Here is a 21342-nt window from a genome sequence, read left to right as displayed (position 1 = left end):
TGCTTCCGCCACGGCAGGTGGGGACCGGCGACCGAGCAGGTCAGGGCCGCGACCCGAGCGTCTAACCGAGAGGCTTCCGCGACCAGGTGTTGACGACACGCATCGGAACAGCGACACCGTTTCCCTGCATCCTGCGAGCGTCCCGGATTCGACGTCCAACGGCTCACACCGGGATGTTCAGCACTCGCCTGACTGCGGCGGCATCGCATCTTCGCAGGTCAGACCGGTCCGAAGGATCGGCGACAACCGCACGGTGAACCCACGAGCAGCGGATCCAGTCCGTCCAGGCAAAGTTGACGCCCCGGCACCCAAAAAAGAACGTTTCCGCAGGTCAGAAGCCTGCGCAGGGGGCGGGTGGGACTCGAACCCACGGCCGACGGATCATGAGTCCTTTGAGGATCTTGGCGGCCCTTGCCGATCCATGCTCATCTTTGACGTTTTCCCAGGTCAGGCGTATCAGGGTCAGTCCCGTGTGGTCCTTGTCGACCCGTGCCTGTCCTTGTGGCCCCTCGACGGCCCCTGAGTGCCGTTGAGAGCGCGCCCACAACCGCAGCAGCCCACCTCCGCCCAGCTCGAACAAAGGGGATAGAACCTTCGCGCAGCGGATTCCCCTTCCAATGATGCTCCACCTCGCTTCAAAGATGCTTCGCATACGCCTGCTCCGCCTGGGGCACCGCGCCGCGATGCCAGCCGGACCAGGTGCCCGCCTTGTCACCGCCGACCAGGATCACGGCCTGGCGGTCCGGGCCGAACACGAACGGCACGCACTTCCGTGCCCCTGCCGAGCCTTCCCGGCTTTGTTGGTTGTTCTGCTTCGACGACGCCGAAGTTCTGGAACAGGTCAGCCAGGAAACCCTTTCGGTGCTGTCAGTGGCCTCTGTTAGCTTTTGACGCTCGTGTGATCCACGAGCGTCAAACGCTCACAGGGGAGGGCCACTTGACCAGATTCACAAGGACGGGCAGACGCAGACGGACGGTGGTGGGGAGCTGTGCGGCGGCGCTGCTGGCCACGGCTGCCGGGACGGCCTACGCGGTGGGCAACCTGCCACCGAATCAGCCGCTTGTTCAAGACCTCCGGTCGGGAGGCAAGGCATGCGCGACCAGTGACGACACGCCATACGTTTCGGCGCCGCCCAGGCTCAGTGCAGTGCTGTACGACCCGGAGGAGGACAACCAGCCCTCGGAATCCAGCCCGGTCAGTGGCGAGTTCGAAGCCTGGTGGACGGACGCGGCCGGAGTGGAACAGCGGCGTACCTACACCACCATCATACTTTCCTCGGGGTCGCGCCTTTACTGGACGATGCCGACCGACATCCCGGCGAACACCGTCGTCTCCTGGCATGTCCGCGCGAACGACGGCAAGGCGACCTCCGCGTGGAGCGACGAGGGCGACGGCTCGGTCTGCTCGTTCGTGTACGACGACGTGAGCCCGGAGAAGGCGACGATCACCTCTCCCGAATACCCCAACCCGGAGGACGTGTTCTGGGTGGACGGAGTGGGCGTCTACGGCCACTTCACCATGGACTCGCCCTCCAACGACGTGGTGTCGTACACGTACGGCTTCGTGGGCGGCCCTTACGACACCGTCTCCGCGGAGCGGCCGGGCGCGGCCGTGACCATTCCGTACCTGCCGCTCGCCGCGGGACCCAAGTCGCTGACGGTCCGCGCGATCGACCGGTCGGGCCGAAGCAGCGGCGAGTCGCGTTACGACTTCAACGTGAAGGCCGGCCGTGCTCCCGTCGCCCGCTGGAAGCTGGACGACCCGGCCGACTCCCGCTCGGCCGCCGCCGAGACCGGCACCGCCGCCCGTGCCGGGACCGGCGTGACTTTCGACCGCCCGGCACCCACAGGCACCACGGCCACCGCCACGGTCGGCCTCGACGGCAGCGGCCAAGGCTTTCTCACCCCGGACGCCTCGGCGACGGACATCCGTAAGACCTTCGCGGTGAGCGCGTGGGTACGGCCCGCCGAAACCGACCGGAACATGACCGTCGTCAGCCAGGACGCCGACGGGGCGCCCGGCTTCGACCTCGGGCTGCGCCGCCAGGACTCCGGGGCCGCCTGGTCGTTCGCGATCGGCGGCGCACAGGTGTCCGGCGGCGCCCCCGAGACCGGCGAGTGGGCCCATCTGCTGGGGCTGTACGACGCCGAGACCGGAAAGGCGCGGCTGTATGTCAACGGCCACGAGGCCGGGACCGCGGCCGACGCGACTCCCGCCGAGGCGGTCGGCGCCTTTCAGATCGGGCGCGCCCTCGGGGCGGCCGGCTATGGGGACCAGTGGCACGGGGACATCGGTGACGTACAGGTTCACGACCGGGTCGTGGTGCCGGACGAGGTAGCCGAACTGGCGTACCGCAAACCGAAGTTGCTCGGCCACTGGTCGCTGGAGAACGCAACGGACGGTGCGAGCCCCGAGCAGTCGGACGGCGCGCCGCTGCGGCTCGGCGCGGGGGCTTCGATCTACCGGGGCTCCGACAGTTCCTGTATCCCGGAACTCGACCCGGACTGCACCTACGTGCCGCCGCCACTCGTCGGTGACGGGCATCTGCTGCTGGACGGCGAGAGCGGGTACGCCGCTGCCGACGGGCCCGTCGTGGACACCGGGGATAGTTTCACACTCGGCGTCGTCGTACGCCTCGCGGACTCCGAGCCCGCCCACCCGATGACCGTGCTCTCGCAGGCCGGCGAGCACACCGACGCCTTCAAGGTGCGCTACGAGCCCTCCACGTACACCTGGCAACTGGTGGTGCCGGAGAAGGACGAGGCCGGAGCCCCCGAGAAGGTGGTGTCCCAGATCGCGGGCGCGGACGGAGGCGAGGGCCAAGACCATCGCCTCGCCGTGGTCTACGACGACGCCACCGACACGATCAAGCTCTACCTCGACGGCTATACCAACGCCCAGGCGACCGCGAGCCTCCCCAACGGCTGGCACAGCACCGGTGCCCTCCAGATCGGCCGGGCCAGGTCCGATGACGGCTGGGGCGAGTACCTGCATGGCGACGTGGACGAGGTACAAGCCTACTCCGGCGCGCTGAGGGACAGTGATGTCCGCGGCCTGGGGCGAGGTACGGATCCCTGTCTGTGCTGATCCCTGATCCCTGACGCAACCATCGCTGATACAGCCACTGGTCATAGAGGCTCCGCCCCGACCGCCGACCGTCGGCGTGGAGCCTTCGCGCGTTTGGAAGGGGAATCCGCTGCGCGCGAGTTCGAGACTCCTTCCCGAGCTGGGACGACTGCTTGGCGCAGGCCGGGTTGTTGGTGTCCAACGGCTGATTCGGGGCGCGTTGGGCGACTGCTCGGCAGGGCAGTTCGGGGTAGAAGGCGCTGACGCCTCCGGCCAGTCCGGACTGGACCTGGCGGCTGATGTCGTCCGCGAGGATCTCGTAGGTGCCCTCGGCGATGCCGTCGGCGGCCAGGCGGGCGACATGTGCGGGGGCGGTCTTGGGCGCGGTGACCGTCCGAGTCATGTCGGTGTCCATGTAGGCGACGTGCAGGCCTGCTACCCGGATGCCCCGGTCGGCGAGTTGGAGGCGCAGAGAGTTGGTGAGGGGCCACTGCACGGATTTCCCGGCGCAGTAGGCGCCGGACTCCGGGAAGCTGAACCAGGACAGGGCGGACAGGATGTTCAGGACGGCGCCGCCGCCGTTGGCCGCTATCTGGGACGCGAAACCGCGGACTACCGAGAGGGTGCCGTAGAAGTGGGTGTCCATCTCCAGGCGGATGTCGTGCAGGTCGCCCGCGAGCAGATCGGTGCCAGTGGATGAGCCGGCATTGTTGATCAGAACGGTCCGTCACCCGTGGCCCGGGCGGCCGCCGCGACGGAGGCGGGGTCGGTGATGTCGAGCGCGATCGGCGTGACGCCCGGCAGGTCCACCTGGTCAGGGTTGCGGGCGCCGGCGTAGACGGAGGCGCCGCGGCTGGGCAGTTCTGCGGCGAGGGCGCGGCCGAGGCCCCGGTTGGCTCCGGTGACGAAGGCGGTGCTGGGGGAGAGGTCCATGTGAAGTCCCTTTTTGCATGGGGCGGGGGGAAGGAATTGCCGATCGGATCGGGGTGGTGTTCCGTGCCTGGACGTGGTTCAGCCGCAGGTCAGGAAGCCTGAGAGGTGCCCTGGCCCACGTGTTGACGGGTGTGTGCGGTTTGCCGGTCGTCGGCTGGGAAGATCGGGCACGTGGTGGCGGCGTGGGCGAGCAGCCGACCGGTGAGGTCGGTGACGGCGGCGGTCGCGTAGGCGGTGCGTCGGTCGACGTTGAGGGCGGTGCCCTCGCAGCTGACGCGGCGGGTGTCGATGGTGACCGGGCGCAGGAAGGTGACGTCGATGCCCTGCGTGGTGTAGCCGGTTCCGGCGGGGAGGCGGGTGTAGACGGAGGCGCCCAGCGCGTCGTCGGCGAGGGCTGCGAGGACGCCGCAGTGGAATTGTCATGCTCTCGACGCTTTAAGCCCGTCCGGAAAGAGGCTGTCGTCAACTCGTCATCGACACACTCCTGCACGGCGCGGGACCACGCGGGGGCCGCCGGCACGCTTCGGCGGCGTCGGCGGTCGGTCAGTGGATCGCCAGTTCCTTGAGTCGGGCCGGAGATCTCCCCCGGCGCGTTGAACCTGCCGTGCGCGGCACCTCGGCCCCTTTTCCCTGTACCAGAACTTGTCTCCGCACGGCGTAGGGCCACCCGCCATAACGGCCACTGGGGCTCCATCCTGGGTGGCGGACGGACCTGTGCGCTGGAAGGGGAATCCGCTGCGGGCGAGTTCGAGAGCCCCTTTCGAGCTGGCGCGATCGCATGCTGGCCCGACGGCACGACCGTTCCGATCGACTTCGCGGACCTGAACCTGACGTTCGCCCAGCGGGTGCTCCTCAAGGCGCAGTTGAAGACCGGCGCCATCACGAAGGGAGTCGTCAAGGGCTGCAAGCCGGGCTCGGTGGTCGGCGTGTCCCCGCACGCCCCGAAGACCGTCAAGAGCGGCGCTACGGTCGACCTGACCCTCTGGGCCGGCTGACCCGGACCCTGACATGACGCCCGCCCCTGCGCCCATCAGGGGCGGGCGTCCGTTATAGGATCGCACCAGCCGGGTCCTTCGCGCCGGAATCGGCTGGAGAGGGCCGGCCGGTGGGCACACGCGGCTCCCTCCTGCGAGGAACAGGCGCCCAGGGCCGGCCGCCGCTTCCCGTCGGCGGTGCGGGATCGGCGTGCCGGGAGGGGCCGGCGCGCGGACCGGGTTCCGTGCCGAATCAGCGGGCGTCCAGCAGGCCTGCGAGGATGTGCAGGCGTTCGGCGTCGGGGCTGTCGTCGGCGGCGGTGCAGACAATGAGAGCGGGGCCGGGGTTGCCCGGTATCGGGTATGCGTCCCAGTCCAGGTTCAGTTCACCGACCTGGGGATGGTTGAGGCGCATGTGGCCACGAGTCGGTTCCTCCACGTCGTGGAGGGCCCACACGGCCGCGAACTCGTCACTGCGGACGGCGAGTTCACCGACCAGTTCCACGGCGCGCGGATGTCCCGGATCGGCGGCGACCTGTGTCCGTAGCATTCCGATCAGCTCGGCGACGGTGGCGGCGCGGTTCGGGCAGGTCCGGTCGGCTTCGGGGTGCAGGAACAGAGCCAGCAGGTTCCGCTCCCTCTGCGGCTGCCGGGTCGACTCTCCCAGCAGGGCTGCGCCGAGGGGGTTCCAGGCCAGCACGTCCAGGAAACGGCCGACGACCAGAGCGGGCGAGGTCGTGCCGCGCAACAGCCGTAGCGTCGTGTCCGGTACCGTCTCCGGTTCGTACGCACGCGGCGGACGGGCCGGGGTGCGAGCGGCGGCGGCGAGACCGTGCAGGTGGCGCGTCTCCTCGGCGGAGAAGTCGAGTGCGCGGGCGAGGGCGTCCAGGACCTGTTCGGAGGGACGTACGTCGCGGCCCTGCTCCATGCGCTGGTAGTAGTCCGGGCTCACCCCTGCCAGCAGGGCCAGTTCCTCCCGCCGCAGCCCGGCGACGCGCCGCCGCGGGCCGGGCTCCAGGCCGACGTCCTGAGGGCGCAGCCGGGTTCGGCGGGTGCGCAGGAACTCGGCGAGTGCGCGTCGGGGATCGTCGTTCATGGCGTGGGAGGAGTCGGTCACGGCGCCAGTATGCCGTCGGCGCGGCCCGTGAGGGTGGGTCTGCCGGACCCAGGAAAAGGAGAACGACCGTGATGCCGCGTGCGGGGGCCAGCATCGGACACACCACAGCCGGTCACGGAAGGACAGCGACATGAAGGCCGTTCAGGTCATGAGTTTCGGTACGGCGGACGTCCTGCGGATCAATGAGGTGGACCGTCCCGCTCCCGGCGCGGGGGAGGTCCTGGTGGCGGTCGAGGCGTCCAGCGTGAACGGGCACGATGTGATCGTCCGGGCCGGGGAGTTGAAGATGGTGTCGGGGCGCCGCTTCCCGATCGGTGTGGGACTGGACTTCGCGGGGACGGTCGCCGCGACCGGCGCCGATGTCACGGGTCATCGGGTGGGGGACCGCGTGTGGGGCATGGTGCATCCCCGCCAGAGGCACACGACCGCGGGGGCCGCCGAGTACGTAGTGGTCCCTGCGGACCGGATCGCACCCGCCCCGGAAGGCGTTTCGCCGGTCGAGGCGGCCTCCCTGGTCGTCGCGGGCTCCACGGCACTGCTCGCGCTGCGTGACAGCGTGCGTCTCACCGGCGGGGAACGGGTTCTGGTCCGGGGTGCGGCCGGCGGAGTCGGCACGGCCGCCGTGCAGTTGGCGCACGCGATGGGCGGCCGTGTGACCGCACTGGCCCGCGACCGCCACGCCGAGCTCCTCACCGGCCTCGGCGCCGACGAGGTCCTGGACTACCGCTCCACCACCTCGGGCCGGATTGGCCCGTTCGACGTCATCGTCGACACCGTCGGCTCGGAACTGAACTGCTACCGGAGCCGGTTGGACAGGGGCGGCCGGATGGTCACCGTGGGACTGTCCGCTTCCGCCCTGGCCGCGATCGCCGCGTCGAGCGTGTACGGGGCCCGCCGCATCCGCACTTTCAGTGCCAATCCCGAAACCGCCCTGCTCCGTGACCTGGCCGGTCATGTCACGTCGGGTGCGCTGCGCCCCATGATCGACAGCGTGTACCCGCTCACTGACATCGCTGCGGCGCACCAGGCGTTCGAGCGCGGCGGCGTCGCGGGCAAGCACGTGGTCGCGGTGGCGGAGTAACTCCGTCGTCCTGGTGCCCATCCGGTGTGAAGGGCGCTCGCGCGGGCTGTGATGCCGGCGCCGGTTCCGGCATGGCCTGCGCGGTGACGGGTGCCGCACATCCTCTGCCGCTCCCGCCGCGCGGCGACGAGCAGCGTCGCCCACAGTGCTTCGAGCACCGCCACAGCGGGCCGGTCCGGCCGCACCAGCAGCAGGGGGAGCAGTCCGAAGGGCGCCGTCAGGGCGGCGGCGGAGAGCCGTACAGCAGCGACATCAGCGATGTCGGCGGCTCCGGCCACGGGCACGGAGGTGGCCGCCGCGACGGTCAGGGAAGTCTGCCGCACACCGTACAGGCGCAACAGGGACGCGGCGGGGTTGGCCGTCGGCCCTTCACGGGTAATCCATCCGTCACCACCGAATGTGAGACAGGGCCGTTAAATTGCCGCCGTTAAATTGCCACACCCGCGGGTGGCCTGTTGGGCTCCTGCTGGCTGGGTGAGGTGAAGAGGGTGCGCAGGGTTTGGGTGGCTGTTTCGCGTAGCCAGGTGTGGGCGGGGTCGTTGTCGTGGCGTTGGTGCCAGAGCAGGTGCAGGGGTACTTCGGGCAGGTCGAGTGGCACTGGCAGGGTGGTCAGGCCGAGTTGGTGGCGGGCGGAGCGGGTGACCACGTCGGGGAGGGTGACCACGAGGTCGGTGTCGCGAGCGAGTTGGAGCGCGGTGGCGGTGGTGGGGGCGGAGGCGATGACGCGGCGTTTGTGGCCGAGGGCGCTCAGGGCGTCGTCGATCCGGTTGTGGAGGAGTCCGCGCCGGGAGACGGTGAGGTGATCGGCCGCCGCGTATCTCTCAGGGGTGACGGGCTGTTGAGTGAGGGAGTGGCCCGGGCGGACGGCCAGGACGAGCCGGTCGCGGCCGATGAGGCGGTGGCGGATGTCGGGCAGGGACGGCGGGCCATCACTGGAGGCGAGGTCGACCTCACCGCGGCGTAGCTCGGGGGTGTCGTCACCGGGCTCGGCGGTCAGCCGGAGTTGCACCCCGGGGGCCTGGCGGTGCACTGCGGCGATCAGGGCGGTTGCGCAGGTGGTGGCGAGGGCGTCGTGCCAGCGGACGGTGAACACGCGCTCCAGCCTCGCCAGGTCGAGTTCCGTCTGAGCGGACAGCAGGTGGTGGGCCTGCTGCACCAAGGCGTGGACCTGGGTGCGCATGGCCAGGGCGCGGGTGGTGGGAGTCATGTGGCGTCCGGTGCGGACCAGGATCTGGTCGCCGGTGGCTTTGCGGATACGGCCCAACGAGCGGCTCATCGCCGGTGAGGTGACGTGGAGGCGGGCGGCGGCGCCCTGGACGCTTCCTTCCTCGAGGAGCGCGTCCAGTGCGGCGAGCAGGTTCAAGTCCAGTTGCATGCCGGTAACTATACGAGTGAATACATTGCACTTGCTGTTAACAATGGCGGCTTCTACCTTCGAGGTGCGGGGCAGGGACAGCGTTCGTGAACACCCCGCTTCTACCGACCCAAGAGGAATGCTTCATGCCCACAGCCATGCCTTGTGACCCCGACGCCACGCTCCTGTCCGCGGTGACCGCTGCGGTGGAGGACGCCGGCGTCACCCTGCGGGAGCGCTACACGACCCATGCCCGGGGCGTGAGCCTGGAGGAGGTCGTCGGCGAGATCCACGCGAATGACGACGCAGTCCTCGCCGTGCTGCGAGAGCCGCTGCTGCGGGCGAGGGCGGGTTCGCAGTGGGCGGAGGACGAGCTGGCAGGCGGGGCGCTTCCGCCGGGCGAGTGGTGGGTCGTCGACCCGGCCGAGGGCAACATCAACCACGTTCACGGCATGCCGGACTGGGCCGTGACCGCCACCCTGGTGCGCGACAACCAGCCGGTCCTCACGGTCGTTCACCTCCCGCTGACCGGCGACACCTATACCGCCACCGCCGGCGGTGGCGCCCACCTCAACGGCCGTGCGCTGACGGTGTCGGCGAAGAGTGACCTGGGGGCCGCGTTGATCGGCACCGGACAGGCCCGGCCCGGCGAGAGCACCGACACCTTCCGCCGCATCGGGCAGTCGGTCACCGCCATGCTCGTCGCCGGTCTGGTTGTACGTGTGTCCGTGCCGGCCACGCTGCAGCTCGTCCACGTCGCCGCCGGACGTATGGACGCCTTCTGGCAGTTCTCCGACGTCCGCTCCGGTCTCGTCGCGGGCGCCCTCCTGGTCGCCGAGGCCGGAGGCACCGTCACCGACCTGGACGGCAAGCCCTGGAACGCGGCCAGCCGGGATTTCCTGGCCGCCGCTCCCCAGATCCACACCACTGCGCTGGACGTCCTGTCCTCGATCTGATCGGCTCCCTGCCGGACCACCCTGGCCCTGCCGACCCGACTCGCAATCGCGCGGGCCGAGCCGGGTGTTGTGGCTGATGGGGTGTCGCTGGTGTACACGAAGGCGCGTACGCCTGGCCGTCGGGTCCGCTCCGCTCCGTCCCACTTCGTTCTGCCCCGAGCAACGGGCGGTCGGGCGGTCGTGTGGTCGTGCGGTCGTGTGGTCGTGCCGGGCGTACGGAAAGTCCTCGCCATCCAAACGCAGTTGGTATCCGTCTTTCCGGTGCCGCTATGAACGTAGGGAATTACGCATGACGATCCCCGTGCCCTGCGACATTGCCGAGCTGACCGAGATCATGGCCTACGCCGACTTCGCGACCAGCGCTCCGGCATCAGTGCAGGAGGCCCTGGGACTCGGCACCGTGCACACCGGCGCCACGCAGGCACTGGTGATCCGCGAGGAGCCGAGCCACTTCTTCAACCGGGCAGGCGGTTTCGGCACCGACCGTCCGATCACCGTCGAGGACGTGAGCCAGGTATGCGACTTCTACCGGGAGCAGGGGGTGGCGCAGGGCTCGCTCATGATCGCACCACCCTTGCTGCCGCCCGACTGGGACGCCGCTGCCTCGAAACTGGGCCTCACCGAGGGCAGCCGATACACCAAGCTCGGCCGAGACCTCGAAACGGCGCCCACCCCCACCGGCCTTCCCGTCCTGGACCCCGGCTGGCGGGTCGGCGTCGTCGACGTCCAGCAGGCCCGTGAGTGGGCCACCGTCCTGATGACCACCTTCGGGTTCACCGCACCGGACCTGATCGAGATGGCCGCGTCATGCGTGGGCAAGGCGAACTGGCGGCAGTACGCGGTCTGGGCAGGTGAGCGCATTGTCGCGGTCGGGAGCGTCTTCTTCGACGCCGACTGCGCCCACATGTTCGCCGGCGCCACGCTGCCGGACGCGCGCGGCCACGGCGCCCAGTCCGCGCTACTCGCCGCCCGCCTCCGCGCGGCCGCGGACGAGGGCTGCCGATGGATCGTCGCGGAGACGGGCGCGGCGGGCCCCGCTGAACACAACCCGTCCCTGCACAACCTGGTGCGCGCCGGCTTCGAGCCGATGTATGACCGGGCCAACTGGCTGTGGCGCGCATAGAGCGAGGCCATGGTCCGTAGTGCTCCAGACAGACAGACAGACAGACACCCAGAAGACAGACAGACAGGCTGGACGGCCGCACACCGCTTGTCACCCATCCGTTCAGGGCGGGCCCCGTCACGGGCTCCGACCGCTGAGCCGTAGCCGAGCCGATCCACAGACGAGGACAGCCATGACCACGCTTTCCACAGCGCCAACCACCCCAACGCAACGGGCTCGCCGGGTCCTGTGGAGCATCCCGGCCCGGCTGCGCAAGAGCATCCTGGTCACGCACGTCGTCTCGGCGGGAGCCTGGATCGGCATCGATGTCATCTCCATCGTCCTGGTGGCGATCGGTTGGGCACGCGCGGGCGAGGACCGCACCACCGTATATCGCGCACTCGCGGACTTTTTCGTCGTCCCTCTTCTGCTCTCAGCACTCATAGCAGGGGCGGTCTGCCTGGTCACCGGTGTCCTACTGGGGTTGGCGACCAAGTGGGGCCTCGTACGCTACTGGTGGGTCGCCGTGAAGCTGGTCCTCAACGTCATCGCCTGCGCGATGATGCTGGCGTTCCTGGGTCCCGTCACCGAACTGGCCACGGGCGAACAGCCGTTGCAGGACATCTGGTTCGTCTCGTTCCTCGCCGCCACCGCCATGGCGCTGTTGAGTTTTGCCATGGTCCTCTCGGTCTTCAAACCGTGGGGCCGAGTTCGCACGTAACGCAGCCCTCGGGCGATCGTGGCACAGGGGGCCTTGGTCGGCGTGGTGCTGCGTGCGGTCCTCTACGTGCGTATGCCGGTGCCGGCCATCCACCAGATGTCTCGGGTCGCCGCAGGACGTATGCGTATGCACTGGCAGTACGAGGAGCGCGCGGTCCGGCTTGGCCGGGACGGTGTTGCTCGCCGGAACGGCGGCATCATCACCGGCGAAGGGCCGGCCATCGGAGCCGGCTGACGAGCATCGCGTCAGCACGTCGGCTCTGCACGCCGACGCCCTCGCCCTGCTCGCCGGTCCCTTTGAACCCCGCCCTCGGCCGCCTCGCGGTCCGACCTCGGTGGCGCCTCGCATCGCCCGTGCATGAACAACTGCCGCTGAAGCAGCAGTTGCTGCTCTTATCCCCTACCTCTCGGAGGTCCCTGCCATGTCTGCTCCTGCCAACTCCGCTTCTGCCGTGTTGAGCACGGTCACCGACGACTCGGCGATGCTCCCCGCCGTCGTCGAGGTCGCCGAACGGATCGGCGCCCGCGTACTTGCCCGCTACTCACCAGATGCCCGACCGGCCACCCGTGAGGACATCATGAGCCGCTTCGGACCTATGGAGGAAGAAGCCGCCGAGGGCGTTCAGGCTGCCCTGGCCGCGATCCGCCCGCAGGCCACCTGGCTGGGCGAGGATGAGGAGGAACAGCACCAAGGCGGCCTGCCCGCCGGCGAGTGGTGGGTGAGCGACATCGTCGAAGGCGCGATCAACCACCTGCACGGGCTGACGGAATGGGGCACCACCATCACCCTGGTCCGCGACAACGAGCCTGTGCTCGGCGTGGTGCATCAGCCCATCGGCAACCTCACCTATACCGCCGTGCGCGGCGGCGGTGCCTTCCGCAGCGGAACTCGGCTGCAGGCGTCCGCCAAGAACGACCTCAAAGTGGCGATGACGACCACCAGCCAGGACGGTGGTGAAGACCAGGCGCGACGCCAGCACATGGCGAAGGCATTCGCCGCCATGCTGGGCAACGCGTTGCTGGTACGCAGCACCGTCCCCACCACCTTCCCGCTGCTGGGCGTGGCCGCCGGTCAGTACGACGCCTACTGGCAGTTCCAGCCCGAGATGTCAGGGGTGGGCGCTGGTGTGTTGCTCGCCACCGAAGCCGGCGCGATAGCCACCGACCTGTACGGCCGGCCCTGGCGGCAGGGTGCCGACCTGCTCGTCGCCGCGCCAGGAGTGCACGCCGCCGCTCTGAACGTGCTTTCCAGTACCACCTGAACCGCTGCGGCGTCTGTCACCCGGCGGAAATCGCCAAGCCCCCAAGTTCCGCTTCCTTATGAGGAGTTCAACCATGCATCTCACTGTTTTGGGCGCTTCGGGCGCCACCGGGCAGCTGCTGATCCAGCAGGCCCTTGATCGTGGCCACACCGTCACGGCCGTCGCCCGTGATCCCGACCGCCTCCCGGCCACCGGCCATGACGACCAGCTCATCCGAGTGCGCGCTGACGTACGGGACACCGACGCCATCAGCCGGGCGCTCAAGGACGCCACCACCATCATCTCCGCACTGGGCATCCCCAGTCGTGACCAGGTCGGTGTGCTGACCGCGGGTGCTCGTGCCGCCGTGGCCGCCGTCCCCGAGCGCGTCATCTGGATGGGGGCGTTCGGCACCGGCGCCTCCGCCGCCGCGGCCGGCGTCTTGACGCGCACCCTGCTGCGGGCCATGGGTGCCGAACTCACCGACAAGGTCACCGCCGACACCACCGTCCTCGACGCCGGGGGCACGGTCTTTCACTGCGGGCCGCTGTCTGCCGGACCGCTCAGCGAACACCGTCGCACCGTGGACTTGAGCCAGGCACCCCATCGGATCTTCCCCGCCCGCGTCAGCCGCGCCACCGTCGCCGCCGCGTTGCTCGACGCCGCCGAAACACCGGACCTACCCGGCGGCACCTACGTGCCCCTCGACCGCTGAGTGTCCGCCTGGCGTACACGCTGGTCTTCTTTGCGCCTGGCCCGGCCTGACCCGAATCGACGGACAGGCGCGAGACGCTACTGACTTCGGCTCGTCAAGGTGACGCTGGCGCAGGCCGGCCTCGAGGTGGGACGCCGGGATTTGCTCGGCGTAAGCGGCGGCATTCTCTCCTTTCCCTCGCCGAGTCCACCGTCAAGTCGCACGTGAGCGGCATCCTGACCAAGATCGGGGTCCGGGACCGGGTCCAGGCCGTGATCTTCGCCTACGACGCCGGCCTCGTCAGGCCCGGCTGAGCATGGCCGCCGGACTTCGTGGCCGGCTCGGACGCCGGTTCCTGGGTCGGAGGAGACGGGCGGCGCCTTCTTCGCCACAGCAGCGTGCCGCCGATCGCCGCCAACGCGACCAGGGCGAGGGCAGGGCCGCCCAGCGTGAGGACGCGCTGGAGGGAGGTCGCGGCGGCGTATCCGACCCCTGCTTCCGCTGTGGCCCATACACAGGAGGCGACGACGCTGTACGGGGCGATGTGGCGGTAGGGCAGGCGGGTGACGCCCGCGGAGTGCGGGGCGAGGGTGCGCACCACCGGCAGGAAGCGGGCCAGGAAGACCGCCCGGCCGCCGTGGCGCGTCATCAGCGTCTCGGCCTGGTGCCAGGCGGCCCCCGGTATCCGACGGCCCATCCGGCCTCCGCGCAGCCGGTCACCGAGGAACCTGCCGGTGCGGTGAGCGAGGAAGTCACCCGCCACCACGGCTCCGGCCGCGGCAGTGATGACGAGGGGAAGGCTGAGGTGGCCGGTGCGGGCCAGCGCGCCGGCGGTCAGGAGCAGGGTGAGCGTGGGGATGAAAGCGCCGACGAGAAGGATCGACTCGGCCAGCACCGCGGTGGCCACCACCGCGTACGCCGCGGCCGGCGGGATATGGCCGAGGATGTCGGAGAGGGCGTTCACCGACTCGCCCAGTCCGTCTGCGACTCGGACTGGTCCGTGTCCGCGGAGACGAGAGGGCGTCGCAGATGCCAGACGTGGGCGGGGGGAAGATTGGCCCATACCGTCCAGCGGCCCGTGGCGTAGGCGCCCTGGTAGGCGGCCATGATCTCGTCGACGGCGGCGTGGCGGCGGGCTTCGGCTCGCGATGCCGTCAGGGCACGTGCCTTGCGGGTGCCGAGGTAGGCGAAGTAGGTCAGCGTGCCGCCGGGGTGGAGCAGTTCCAGGTAGCGGGCCATGATGCGCTCTACCTGCGCGGGCGTGAAGTTGGTCAGCGGCAGCCCCGAGACGATCACGTCGTAGCGCCGGTCGCTGTCGAGCTGCTCGACGTAGGTCTGATGCACGTTCACCTGCGCGGGCCTGGCAGCCAGGTCTGGGTGCGTGGTGACGAGACGGCGCAGTCGCGCGGCGAAACGCGGGTTGGCCTCGACGATGTCCAGGCAGCTTGCCCGGGGCAGTTCGGGTATCAGGGTGCGGGTGACCGCGCCGGTGCCGGCACCGGCTTCCAGGACCGCCAGCGGGCGGGGCGCCTGAGCCCGTACGGGATCGGTCAGAGCGCGGGCCAGGGCCTTTCCGCTGGGGGCTATGGCACCCGTGGTGCGCAGATCACGGGCTGCCTCGATCAGGAACATCCAGCCTTCGGCATTGCGCTGCGCCAGGACACGGTCGTGGGAGGTGGTCCGGTCGTTCATGGAATCGACGCTAGAAAGCCGCGACCGGTATCGGATCCGCCGTTCTGCGACGGCGTCCCCCTACGAAAGTACGGGGTGAACATCGCCGATCGCCGGACGGAATCGTGCACCGGGCTGCCTAGCATGGGCCGGGTGAGCAGCAGAGAAGGCCGCCGATGGGCGAGCTACGGGCGTGGGGCGGTCGTGGCGTTGTGCGTGCTGGCCGCCGCGCTGAACGACATGTCGTTCGAAGCGCGCTACCTGGCACCCGTCATCATCACGGCGCTGGTGTGCGGAACGGCGCTGCTCGTGCCCCGGCTGCGATGGCCGATCGCGCCACTGCTGGTCACCGTGGCCACGGCATGGTGGGGATGGCCACTGCTGCCCATGCTGGCCATCGCCCTGTACGACCTGGCCGTGGACCGCCGGGCGCGCATCGCGGCGGGCTGCGCTGCCGCCGCTCTGGGCGCCAACCTGCTCAGCTACCGGGCCACCTCCCTGTGGACAAGCCAGTCCTATGCGTCCACGCTGCTCCTGCCGGTCCTGGCCGTGCTCGTCGGGCTGTGGCTCGGCAGCCGGCGCCGCCTGGTCCAGGCGCTGGCAGCCGACGTCGAGCACCTGAGCGTCGAGGCGCGGCTGCGCGAGGAGGCGGCCCGCACCGCGGAACGCTCACGTATCGCCGCCGAGATGCACGACGTCCTGGCCCACCGCCTGAGCCTGATCGCCCTGCACACCGGTGTCCTGACCACCAAGAGCGACACCCTGCCCGCACCCGTCGCCGAACGCCTCGCACTGCTGCGCACCACATCCGTCGAGGCCCTCAGCGATCTGCGCGACGTTCTCGGTGTGCTGCGCGACCCCGACGCCACGCCGGCCGGCGCTTCCCTCACGCCGACGATGAGGGAAGTGGGGGAACTGGCCGACGAAGCCCGCGCCGCTGGCCAGCACATCGAGCTCACGATCGAAGGGCGCCCCGAGGAGGCTCCCACCACCCACCGTCTGGCCACATACCGCATCGTCCAGGAAGCACTGACCAACGCCCGCAAGCACGCCCATGGCGCTCCGGTGACCGTACGCATCGGCTACCGGCCGCCTGCCACCCTCGTCGAGGTCACCAACCCTCCCGGCGCTCCCCGCACGGACACCGTCGGCAGCGGCTACGGGCTCGTCGGCCTGCGCGAGCGCGTCACCGCTCTCGGCGGCCACCTGAACGCCGGACCGGCCGGCGCGGGCGCGTGGCGCGTGGCCGCCCGCATCCCCCACCCCCTCGGCATCGAGCAGAACGGCACCCCCACATGATCCGCGCCATGATCGTCGACGACGATGCCCTGGTCCGCCTCGGCCTGACCGACCTCCTCGACGGCGACCAGGGCATCGAGGTGGTCGCCCAGGCCGCCGACGGCCTCCAGGCCATCGAGCAGGCCACCGCCCACCGCATCGACGTCGCCCTCGTCGACGTCCGCATGCCCCGCATGGACGGCATCGCCGCCACCGCCCGCCTGCGAGCCCTGCCCCACCCCCCGAAGGTGATCACCTTGACCACCTTCGACCTCGACGAATACGTCTACGACGCCCTCGCCGCCGGAGCCGACGGGTTCCTGCTCAAGGACACCGACCCCGCCGAGATACTGCGCGCCGTCCACCTCGTGGCCGCCGGCTCGGCCATGCTCCACCCCACCGCGGCCCGCCGCCTCATCGACCGCTACCACGCCACGAACCAGCCCCAGGTCACTGCGGCCCAGGCCCGGTTGGAGCGGCTCACCCCTCGCGAACGCGACGTGCTCGCCCTGCTCGCCCAGGGCGACACCAACGCCGACATCGCCAGCCGTCTCGCCATGCGCGAGAGCACCGTCAAGGCCCACGTGAGCCGCATCCTGACCGCGCTGGAGGTCACCAACCGAGTCCAAGCCGCCCTCCTGGCCCGCGACGCAGGCCTCACCACCTGACCCGAGCATCTTGTTCGCCCCCAGGGTGCAGGTCTGAGCGCCGATGACTCCGGAACTCGTCGACGCGGTCCCGGCATAGGCCCAGGACCCGACGCACGTTTCGTCGGCCTGGTGCAGGCGCTCGGCGACGCCGTTCCCGACCCGACCGTGCGGGTCGGGTCGGCGGCGCAGCGTCACTCCCGGCCGGCTCACCGAAGAGCTGACCGTCCTCTCCACCGCGACGACGCCGGTGCATCTCGCCGTCCGGGTCGAAGTCGCCGGGGACCTCGGGACAGTGGATCACACCAAGGCGGGCCGGGCGCCCCGGCCTCCTGCCACGGCGACGAGTCGACTGCACTCCGGCCAAGATGTGTTGAGCTGGGGTGACGGGACGGTCACCGTTGCCGTCAGGGCCCCTGGCGCGACACCCGGCGCCGAGCGTTCCACGCTGACCTGGACCCTCACCGTCAAGCCCGGCGAGAGCGCCGATCCGCGCCTGACCGTCGAGGTCTCGGAGCCCGACGCGGCTGCGGATTCAGCTCGGCGGTGTCGGTTCCGTGCCGCTCCAGCGCAGGGTGACCTCCAGATGCGTGCTGAGGGCCGCGCTCGTCAGGATCGCGCCGAGCTTGGCGTCCAGGACGACGCCGAAGGTGACCTCCACCTCGTCGGGCCGCTGGGCGGCGGCGCGGAACTGGCCGATCACCTCGGAGGCGGCGGTGGTGATCGGCGCCAGCGCCTCGCTGAGGCTGGTCGCGGCGCTCTCGAGACGGGCGCCCAGGCCCACGGCTCCGGTGCCGGTGCGGGCGGGCGGGGACACGAGGACGACGGTGCCGTCGTCGAGGGTGAACTGAACGGCGTCCGGCATGGCGGGCTCCTGTAGGGGTCGGGAGAGGCTCAGGGGAGGTTCAGGGGGTGGCGCACAGGGGCGGCGACGTGGAGCGCGCGGGTCCGAGCGCGTCCTGGACCTTGTCGAGCGCCTTGAGCAGGGGACCTTCCGCCGTGCCGTCCGCGTACTCCAGGACCGCTCGGTAGAAGGCGGCGGACACGTCGGGGTCCATCGCGTCGGCGGCGCTGAAGCACAGGGTGTAGGCCGGGGAGTGGAGCATGGCGGCTATCGCGCCCTGGACGGCGTCGGCGTAGTGCCCCGCCGTCACCCGCCGGTCGGCGGAGAGCGCGAAGCCGGGGCGGTTCACCCACATCCCCTGCGCCTGCGTGCTCGCCAGGTACGCGATGAACGCGTCGGCGCTCTCGTTCCCGGTGAACTTGCCCACGAAGTCCGCCGAGACCTGCAGTGTTCTGCCGGCCGGCGACACGTACAGGTATCTGCCCCGCTTCACCCGGGCCGCGTCGAAGGACATCGCGGAGAGAGCGCCGTGGCCCAGCGAACAGGCGGGCATCGCCCGGGCTGCCGCCTTGAAGTTCGTCGTGGACGCGTTCTTGCGGGCGCCGCCCACCAGGTCCCCCCACGCGGTCCAGGCGTCGTGGACGGGGCCCTGGTCCCACCGCGCGTCCTCGCCGCCCGAGGCCCAGGCGGTGTATGCCTCGACGCCGGCCTTGCGGGCGAGCAGGAGGTCGGCTATCCAGTCGGCGCCCGGCCAGCCGGAGGTCGGACCCGACTCCAGCCCGAGGCACCACGAGTAGTGGCCGGCCCGCAGGCCGGCCCAGTCCGCGGGAGGCTTCTTCGTGGTGGCGGCGTCGTACCAGACGAGGCTCTTGACGTCGGCCTTGACGGGGACGGCGTAGACGTCGCTCCCGCCGTTCCCGGTCCCCATGCCGAGCCCGCGGAACGGCTGCACATAGTCGCCCGTGTCCACGGAGAGTCTTTGCAGCACGCCTTCCCGCTGGTACTTGGCGATCGCCCCCACACTGGGCAGCACCGCCAGGTCGGGCTTCGCGTCCGCCGCCACCGCGGCGTCGAGCTGCTGGGTCAGGGCCCGGGTGACCTGCGGTTCGACGTCGATGCCGGGGTGGCCGCGCTCGAAGGCCTCGACGACCGTGTAGAAGGCGTCGAACTCGTCGCCGGACCACGGAACCATGATCGTCACCTTGCTCTGCGCCGGTGCGCCGCACGCGACCGGCGACAGGAGCAGCCCGAGAGCCAGGGCGCAGCGGACCAGGGGCGCTGTCAGTCTTCTCATGAGCGGGGGAACCTGTATTCGGCGAGCCGCGGGCGGTACGCGAGATAGGTCAGCGCACCGGCGGCGGCGAGGACGGGGAGCGCGATCGCCACCTCGAGCGGCCGGTACACGCACATCAGGACGTCCACCGACGCGGTGGCCAGCAGGGCGAGGGCGAGCGCCGGGCTGGGATACCGCCGGAAGCGGCGCACGACGATGCGGCCGGTCGCGCAGACCAGCAGCAGCATGACCGTCAGCGGCGCCATGAACAGCGGCCACAGCAGCCGGCGGTCCCGCCAGCCCGATTCCAGCTGGGCCTTCTCGGCGTCGCTCTCGACCTCATGGAGATCCTGGAGCGACTGTTCGAGGCCGCCGGTGAACCGGACGGCGCCCCTGCCCTCGTGTTCCCGTGGTGCGCGCAGCGCCTTGCAGACGGTGACGACGGCCGGGGCCCCGTCGAGGACCGCCGCGTTCGCCAGCTGCACGCTGGTCGCCAACTGGCCCTGCACGAACTGGATGTGGCTCAGTCCCCGCCTCCCGGCCCCGTTGCCCTCCGTGGCCGAGGTGAGGTGGGAGCTGATGCGGGCGGCGGCGTTGGCGAAGTCGGCGCCGGTGCCGGTCAGGGCGATCGACACGGGATCTTCGATCCGGGAGACGGCCATCAGCGCGGCCTCCGCCTTCACGGCCTGTTCGTGTGCCTGGTCTATGTCCCGCATGGCCCCCTTCGTGCGGTGGGAGGCGGCGATCTGGTCACCGGCCCGGTCCTCCACCACCAGGCACAGCAGCGTCGTCACGGCCAGCACGCCCAGCAGGCCCGCCCTGAGCCAGCGCAGCACCACGACCGGATGGGAGTCGCGCAGCCGTCTCCCGGTCACGGGGCGTCCATCGGCTCGCCGCTCACGCCCGCTTCGCCGAGCCGGTGCCCGCACTCCTCGCAGAACTTGGCCGTCGGCGACGTGGACGTCGTCCGGCACCGGGGGCACACGCGGGGGGACGGAGAGTCCCGGGCCGGCCGGGCGGGCGGCCCGGCCGGTCCTCTGGCGGTCTTGGTCGAGTCGACGCCGATCCCCAGGATGCGGCCGCGGGCGACGTCCCGCCGCACCCGCGGCCGGCCGTCGGGGCCGTCGACGGCCACCGCGCGCAGGGACCGCAGACGCGCGCCGTCCCCGAGGGATTCCGCGAGGTCGAGGGCGAGGCGCAGCTCGCGGTCGGCGCGGTCGAGGTCTCCGCGCAGCTGGGCGTCCGCGCAGGCGCGCATCGCCATGCCGAGTTCGCGTTCGTTCTCGACGCGGGTCAGGTCGGGGGAGCGGGCGACGCCGAAGCCGGGCGTCGAGCGGCGGCGCACGACCATGGCGGCGCTCTCGGCGCAGGGACGGCGGGATCCGTCGGGGAACTCGGCGTGCAGGGTGATGCGGGCGGCGCGCAGGGTCTCGTCCACGGTCAGGGTGTCGGGGTCGACCCGCAGGGAGACCTGGTACTGGCGGGTCTGCGGGCCCCAGGAACCGAGCGGGACGTGCGTCTCGTCGCCCCGCTGCTGACGCGCCGTCAACTCCGCTTCGACAGGGCGCGTCTGCCGGACGAAAGCCAGCTGGAAGCGGCTGTTGAGGCGCAGCCCCAGATACACCCGGGGCACGACGATCCGCTGCGCCTCGCGCAGCAGGCGGGTGAAGTCCTCGGTCAGGTCGGAGAGGGTGACGACGGCCTCGGCGGAACCGTGCAGCGCCTCGGTGACGCGCAGGAGTTCGGTGTATCGCCAGTCGTCGCCCAGCCCCCGGGCGTCGCAGACGAAGTGGTCGGTGCACGCCGCGAGGATCTCGCCGAGCTCCTCGGGCGTCTCGTGCTCGTCCTTGCCGTCGGTGTAGAGCACCGCGTGGCGCACGGTCGCGGGGGACTCCACCGAGGCGAAGAGGCCGCGGGCGTGCGCCAGCCACTGACCGATCGCCGTGCCGCCCTCGGGGAGTTGCCCGGCCACCCGCAGCTTGGCGTCCTCCCTGGTCCGGGCGTCGACGCGGGCCAGGCCGCCCGAGGCCGGGAAGATCACGTCGGCCTGGTGGTTGCCCGCGACGACGGCCAGCAGGGTGCCATCCCGCAGGGTGTCGATGGCCGCCCACATCGCGCGCTTGGCCTCGTCCAGCTTGTGGCCCGTCATGGACAGGGAGCGGTCCATGATGAGGATCTCGGCGCTCGGAGCCGGCGCGGACGAACCCGCGGCGGAGTCCGCGGTGACGGTGATCAGGGCGTCCGCGCGGCCCTCGTCGTAGGGCAGATCCGAGGGCGCGTCCACTTCCAGGGCGAAGCTGAGCCCCAACGGCGACCTGTCCCCCACCGGCCACCATCCGATCGTCTCGCTGTGCGGTTCCTTACAGGGTGTGCAGGCGTCCTCGACGGAA

20 protein-coding genes and 4 pseudogenes are annotated in these 21342 nt (G+C 70.6%); 13 read left to right on the top strand and 11 right to left on the bottom strand.

Features of this window, described 5'->3' with window-relative positions; genetic code table 11:
• Positions 1-635: 635 nt before the first annotated feature.
• Positions 636-764: a hypothetical protein gene (locus ACFVYK_RS01450; protein WP_389767275.1), complete on the bottom strand. Its 129-nt coding sequence runs from the start codon at positions 762-764 to the stop codon at positions 636-638.
• 212 nt (positions 765-976) lie between these two features.
• On the opposite strand from ACFVYK_RS01450, the gene ACFVYK_RS01445 reads away from it, so the two are divergent.
• Positions 977-3088 carry a LamG-like jellyroll fold domain-containing protein gene (locus ACFVYK_RS01445; protein WP_389767506.1) on the top strand — a complete coding sequence of 704 codons (2112 nt, stop codon included), beginning with the start codon at positions 977-979 and terminating at the stop codon, positions 3086-3088.
• A 220-nt stretch (positions 3089-3308) separates the two neighbouring features.
• Here the strand turns inward: ACFVYK_RS01445 and ACFVYK_RS01440 are convergent.
• Positions 3309-4000, bottom strand: a pseudogene (locus tag ACFVYK_RS01440) (SDR family oxidoreductase); the annotation flags it as partial.
• Positions 4001-4089: 89 nt separating this feature from the next.
• Positions 4090-4404: pseudogene (locus tag ACFVYK_RS01435) on the bottom strand (PaaI family thioesterase); the annotation flags it as partial.
• 441 nt (positions 4405-4845) lie between these two features.
• Between ACFVYK_RS01435 and ACFVYK_RS01430 the strand changes: the two are divergent.
• Positions 4846-4995: a hypothetical protein gene (locus tag ACFVYK_RS01430; RefSeq protein ID WP_389767273.1), complete on the top strand. Its 150-nt coding sequence runs from the start codon at positions 4846-4848 to the stop codon at positions 4993-4995.
• A 232-nt stretch (positions 4996-5227) separates the two neighbouring features.
• On the opposite strand, the gene ACFVYK_RS01425 is transcribed toward ACFVYK_RS01430, so the two are convergent.
• Complete coding sequence (locus ACFVYK_RS01425) at positions 5228-6070, bottom strand: helix-turn-helix transcriptional regulator (protein WP_389767504.1); 843 nt, start codon at positions 6068-6070, stop codon at positions 5228-5230.
• 151 nt (positions 6071-6221) lie between these two features.
• On the opposite strand from ACFVYK_RS01425, the gene ACFVYK_RS01420 reads away from it, so the two are divergent.
• Complete coding sequence (locus ACFVYK_RS01420) at positions 6222-7172, top strand: zinc-binding alcohol dehydrogenase family protein (protein ID WP_389767271.1); 951 nt, start codon at positions 6222-6224, stop codon at positions 7170-7172.
• A gap of 427 nt (positions 7173-7599) precedes the next feature.
• Here the strand turns inward: ACFVYK_RS01420 and ACFVYK_RS01415 are convergent, their stop codons facing one another.
• Positions 7600-8547 carry a LysR family transcriptional regulator gene (locus ACFVYK_RS01415; RefSeq protein ID WP_389767269.1) on the bottom strand — a complete coding sequence of 316 codons (948 nt, stop codon included), beginning with the start codon at positions 8545-8547 and terminating at the stop codon, positions 7600-7602.
• A 125-nt stretch (positions 8548-8672) separates the two neighbouring features.
• Here ACFVYK_RS01415 and ACFVYK_RS01410 point away from each other — a divergent pair, with 125 nt between their 5' ends.
• From ACFVYK_RS01410 to ACFVYK_RS01380, 7 genes and pseudogenes are all read left to right on the top strand, one after another.
• Positions 8673-9482 carry an inositol monophosphatase family protein gene (locus ACFVYK_RS01410; RefSeq protein ID WP_389767267.1) on the top strand — a complete coding sequence of 270 codons (810 nt, stop codon included), beginning with the start codon at positions 8673-8675 and terminating at the stop codon, positions 9480-9482.
• A gap of 289 nt (positions 9483-9771) precedes the next feature.
• Positions 9772-10605, top strand: coding sequence for a GNAT family N-acetyltransferase (locus tag ACFVYK_RS01405; RefSeq protein WP_389767265.1), 834 nt, complete (start codon positions 9772-9774; stop codon positions 10603-10605).
• Between the two features lie 172 nt (positions 10606-10777).
• On the top strand, positions 10778-11305 hold the full coding sequence (locus ACFVYK_RS01400; protein WP_389767263.1) for a hypothetical protein: 528 nt from the start codon (positions 10778-10780) through the stop codon (positions 11303-11305).
• Between the two features lie 42 nt (positions 11306-11347).
• On the top strand, positions 11348-11539 hold the full coding sequence (locus ACFVYK_RS01395; protein WP_389767261.1) for a hypothetical protein: 192 nt from the start codon (positions 11348-11350) through the stop codon (positions 11537-11539).
• Between the two features lie 217 nt (positions 11540-11756).
• The gene (locus tag ACFVYK_RS01390) at positions 11757-12566 is read left to right on the top strand and encodes an inositol monophosphatase family protein (RefSeq protein ID WP_389767259.1); all 810 of its coding nucleotides are present in this window, start codon (positions 11757-11759) and stop codon (positions 12564-12566) included.
• Positions 12567-12639: 73 nt separating this feature from the next.
• Positions 12640-13260 carry an NAD(P)-dependent oxidoreductase gene (locus ACFVYK_RS01385; protein ID WP_389767257.1) on the top strand — a complete coding sequence of 207 codons (621 nt, stop codon included), beginning with the start codon at positions 12640-12642 and terminating at the stop codon, positions 13258-13260.
• Positions 13261-13430: 170 nt separating this feature from the next.
• Positions 13431-13553: pseudogene (locus tag ACFVYK_RS01380) on the top strand (response regulator transcription factor); the annotation flags it as partial.
• Here the strand turns inward: ACFVYK_RS01380 and ACFVYK_RS01375 are convergent.
• Positions 13523-14203, bottom strand: coding sequence for a DedA family protein (locus ACFVYK_RS01375; protein ID WP_389767255.1), 681 nt, complete (start codon positions 14201-14203; stop codon positions 13523-13525). The pseudogene ACFVYK_RS01380 and the gene ACFVYK_RS01375 sit on opposite strands and share 31 nt — an antisense overlap.
• Positions 14200-14931 carry a class I SAM-dependent methyltransferase gene (locus ACFVYK_RS01370; RefSeq protein ID WP_389767253.1) on the bottom strand — a complete coding sequence of 244 codons (732 nt, stop codon included), beginning with the start codon at positions 14929-14931 and terminating at the stop codon, positions 14200-14202. The genes ACFVYK_RS01375 and ACFVYK_RS01370 overlap by 4 nt, the downstream gene beginning before the upstream one ends.
• A gap of 132 nt (positions 14932-15063) precedes the next feature.
• Here ACFVYK_RS01370 and ACFVYK_RS01365 point away from each other — a divergent pair, with 132 nt between their 5' ends.
• From ACFVYK_RS01365 to ACFVYK_RS01355, 3 genes and pseudogenes are all read left to right on the top strand, one after another.
• Entirely contained in the window at positions 15064-16209 is a 1146-nt protein-coding gene (locus ACFVYK_RS01365; protein WP_389767251.1) for a sensor histidine kinase, read from the top strand.
• Positions 16206-16856 (top strand): response regulator, encoded by a 651-nt coding sequence (locus ACFVYK_RS01360; RefSeq protein WP_389767249.1) that lies wholly within the window; start codon positions 16206-16208, stop codon positions 16854-16856. The genes ACFVYK_RS01365 and ACFVYK_RS01360 overlap by 4 nt, the downstream gene beginning before the upstream one ends.
• 169 nt (positions 16857-17025) lie before the next feature.
• Positions 17026-17313 (top strand): annotated as a pseudogene (locus ACFVYK_RS01355) (glycogen debranching N-terminal domain-containing protein); the annotation flags it as partial.
• A gap of 57 nt (positions 17314-17370) precedes the next feature.
• Here ACFVYK_RS01355 and ACFVYK_RS01350 read toward each other — a convergent pair.
• The 4 genes from ACFVYK_RS01350 to ACFVYK_RS01335 are packed head-to-tail and all read right to left on the bottom strand — an operon-like array spanning position 17371 to position 21278.
• Entirely contained in the window at positions 17371-17700 is a 330-nt protein-coding gene (locus tag ACFVYK_RS01350; protein ID WP_389767247.1) for a CU044_2847 family protein, read from the bottom strand.
• A 40-nt stretch (positions 17701-17740) separates the two neighbouring features.
• A complete protein-coding gene (locus ACFVYK_RS01345; RefSeq protein ID WP_389767245.1) occupies positions 17741-18973 on the bottom strand; it encodes an extracellular solute-binding protein in 1233 nt (410 codons plus the stop codon).
• Complete coding sequence (locus tag ACFVYK_RS01340; RefSeq protein ID WP_389767243.1) at positions 18970-19827, bottom strand: hypothetical protein; 858 nt, start codon at positions 19825-19827, stop codon at positions 18970-18972. The genes ACFVYK_RS01345 and ACFVYK_RS01340 overlap by 4 nt, the downstream gene beginning before the upstream one ends.
• Entirely contained in the window at positions 19824-21278 is a 1455-nt protein-coding gene (locus tag ACFVYK_RS01335) for a VWA domain-containing protein (RefSeq protein WP_389767241.1), read from the bottom strand. The genes ACFVYK_RS01340 and ACFVYK_RS01335 overlap by 4 nt, the downstream gene beginning before the upstream one ends.
• Between the last annotated feature and the right edge of the window lie 64 nt (positions 21279-21342).

This window comes from Streptomyces sp. NPDC058291 (genome assembly GCF_042880855.1).
Classification (GTDB): Bacteria; Actinomycetota; Actinomycetes; order Streptomycetales; family Streptomycetaceae; genus Streptomyces.
This window is presented reverse-complemented; position numbering and strand designations above follow the sequence as displayed.

Excerpts from the sequence above, each read along its gene's own strand:
- ACFVYK_RS01370 (WP_389767253.1), bottom strand. The coding sequence starts at position 14,931 with ATGAACGACCGGACCACCTCCCACGACCGTGTCCTGGCGCAGCGCAAT.
- ACFVYK_RS01350 (WP_389767247.1), bottom strand. The coding sequence starts at position 17,700 with ATGCCGGACGCCGTTCAGTTCACCCTCGACGACGGCACCGTCGTCCTC.
- ACFVYK_RS01405 (WP_389767265.1), top strand. The coding sequence starts at position 9,772 with ATGACGATCCCCGTGCCCTGCGACATTGCCGAGCTGACCGAGATCATG.
- ACFVYK_RS01420 (WP_389767271.1), top strand. The coding sequence starts at position 6,222 with ATGAAGGCCGTTCAGGTCATGAGTTTCGGTACGGCGGACGTCCTGCGG.
- ACFVYK_RS01410 (WP_389767267.1), top strand. The coding sequence starts at position 8,673 with ATGCCCACAGCCATGCCTTGTGACCCCGACGCCACGCTCCTGTCCGCG.
- ACFVYK_RS01415 (WP_389767269.1), bottom strand. The coding sequence starts at position 8,547 with ATGCAACTGGACTTGAACCTGCTCGCCGCACTGGACGCGCTCCTCGAG.
- ACFVYK_RS01345 (WP_389767245.1), bottom strand. The coding sequence starts at position 18,973 with ATGAGAAGACTGACAGCGCCCCTGGTCCGCTGCGCCCTGGCTCTCGGG.
- ACFVYK_RS01360 (WP_389767249.1), top strand. The coding sequence starts at position 16,206 with ATGATCCGCGCCATGATCGTCGACGACGATGCCCTGGTCCGCCTCGGC.
- ACFVYK_RS01425 (WP_389767504.1), bottom strand. The coding sequence starts at position 6,070 with ATGAACGACGATCCCCGACGCGCACTCGCCGAGTTCCTGCGCACCCGC.
- ACFVYK_RS01385 (WP_389767257.1), top strand. The coding sequence starts at position 12,640 with ATGCATCTCACTGTTTTGGGCGCTTCGGGCGCCACCGGGCAGCTGCTG.
- ACFVYK_RS01400 (WP_389767263.1), top strand. The coding sequence starts at position 10,778 with ATGACCACGCTTTCCACAGCGCCAACCACCCCAACGCAACGGGCTCGC.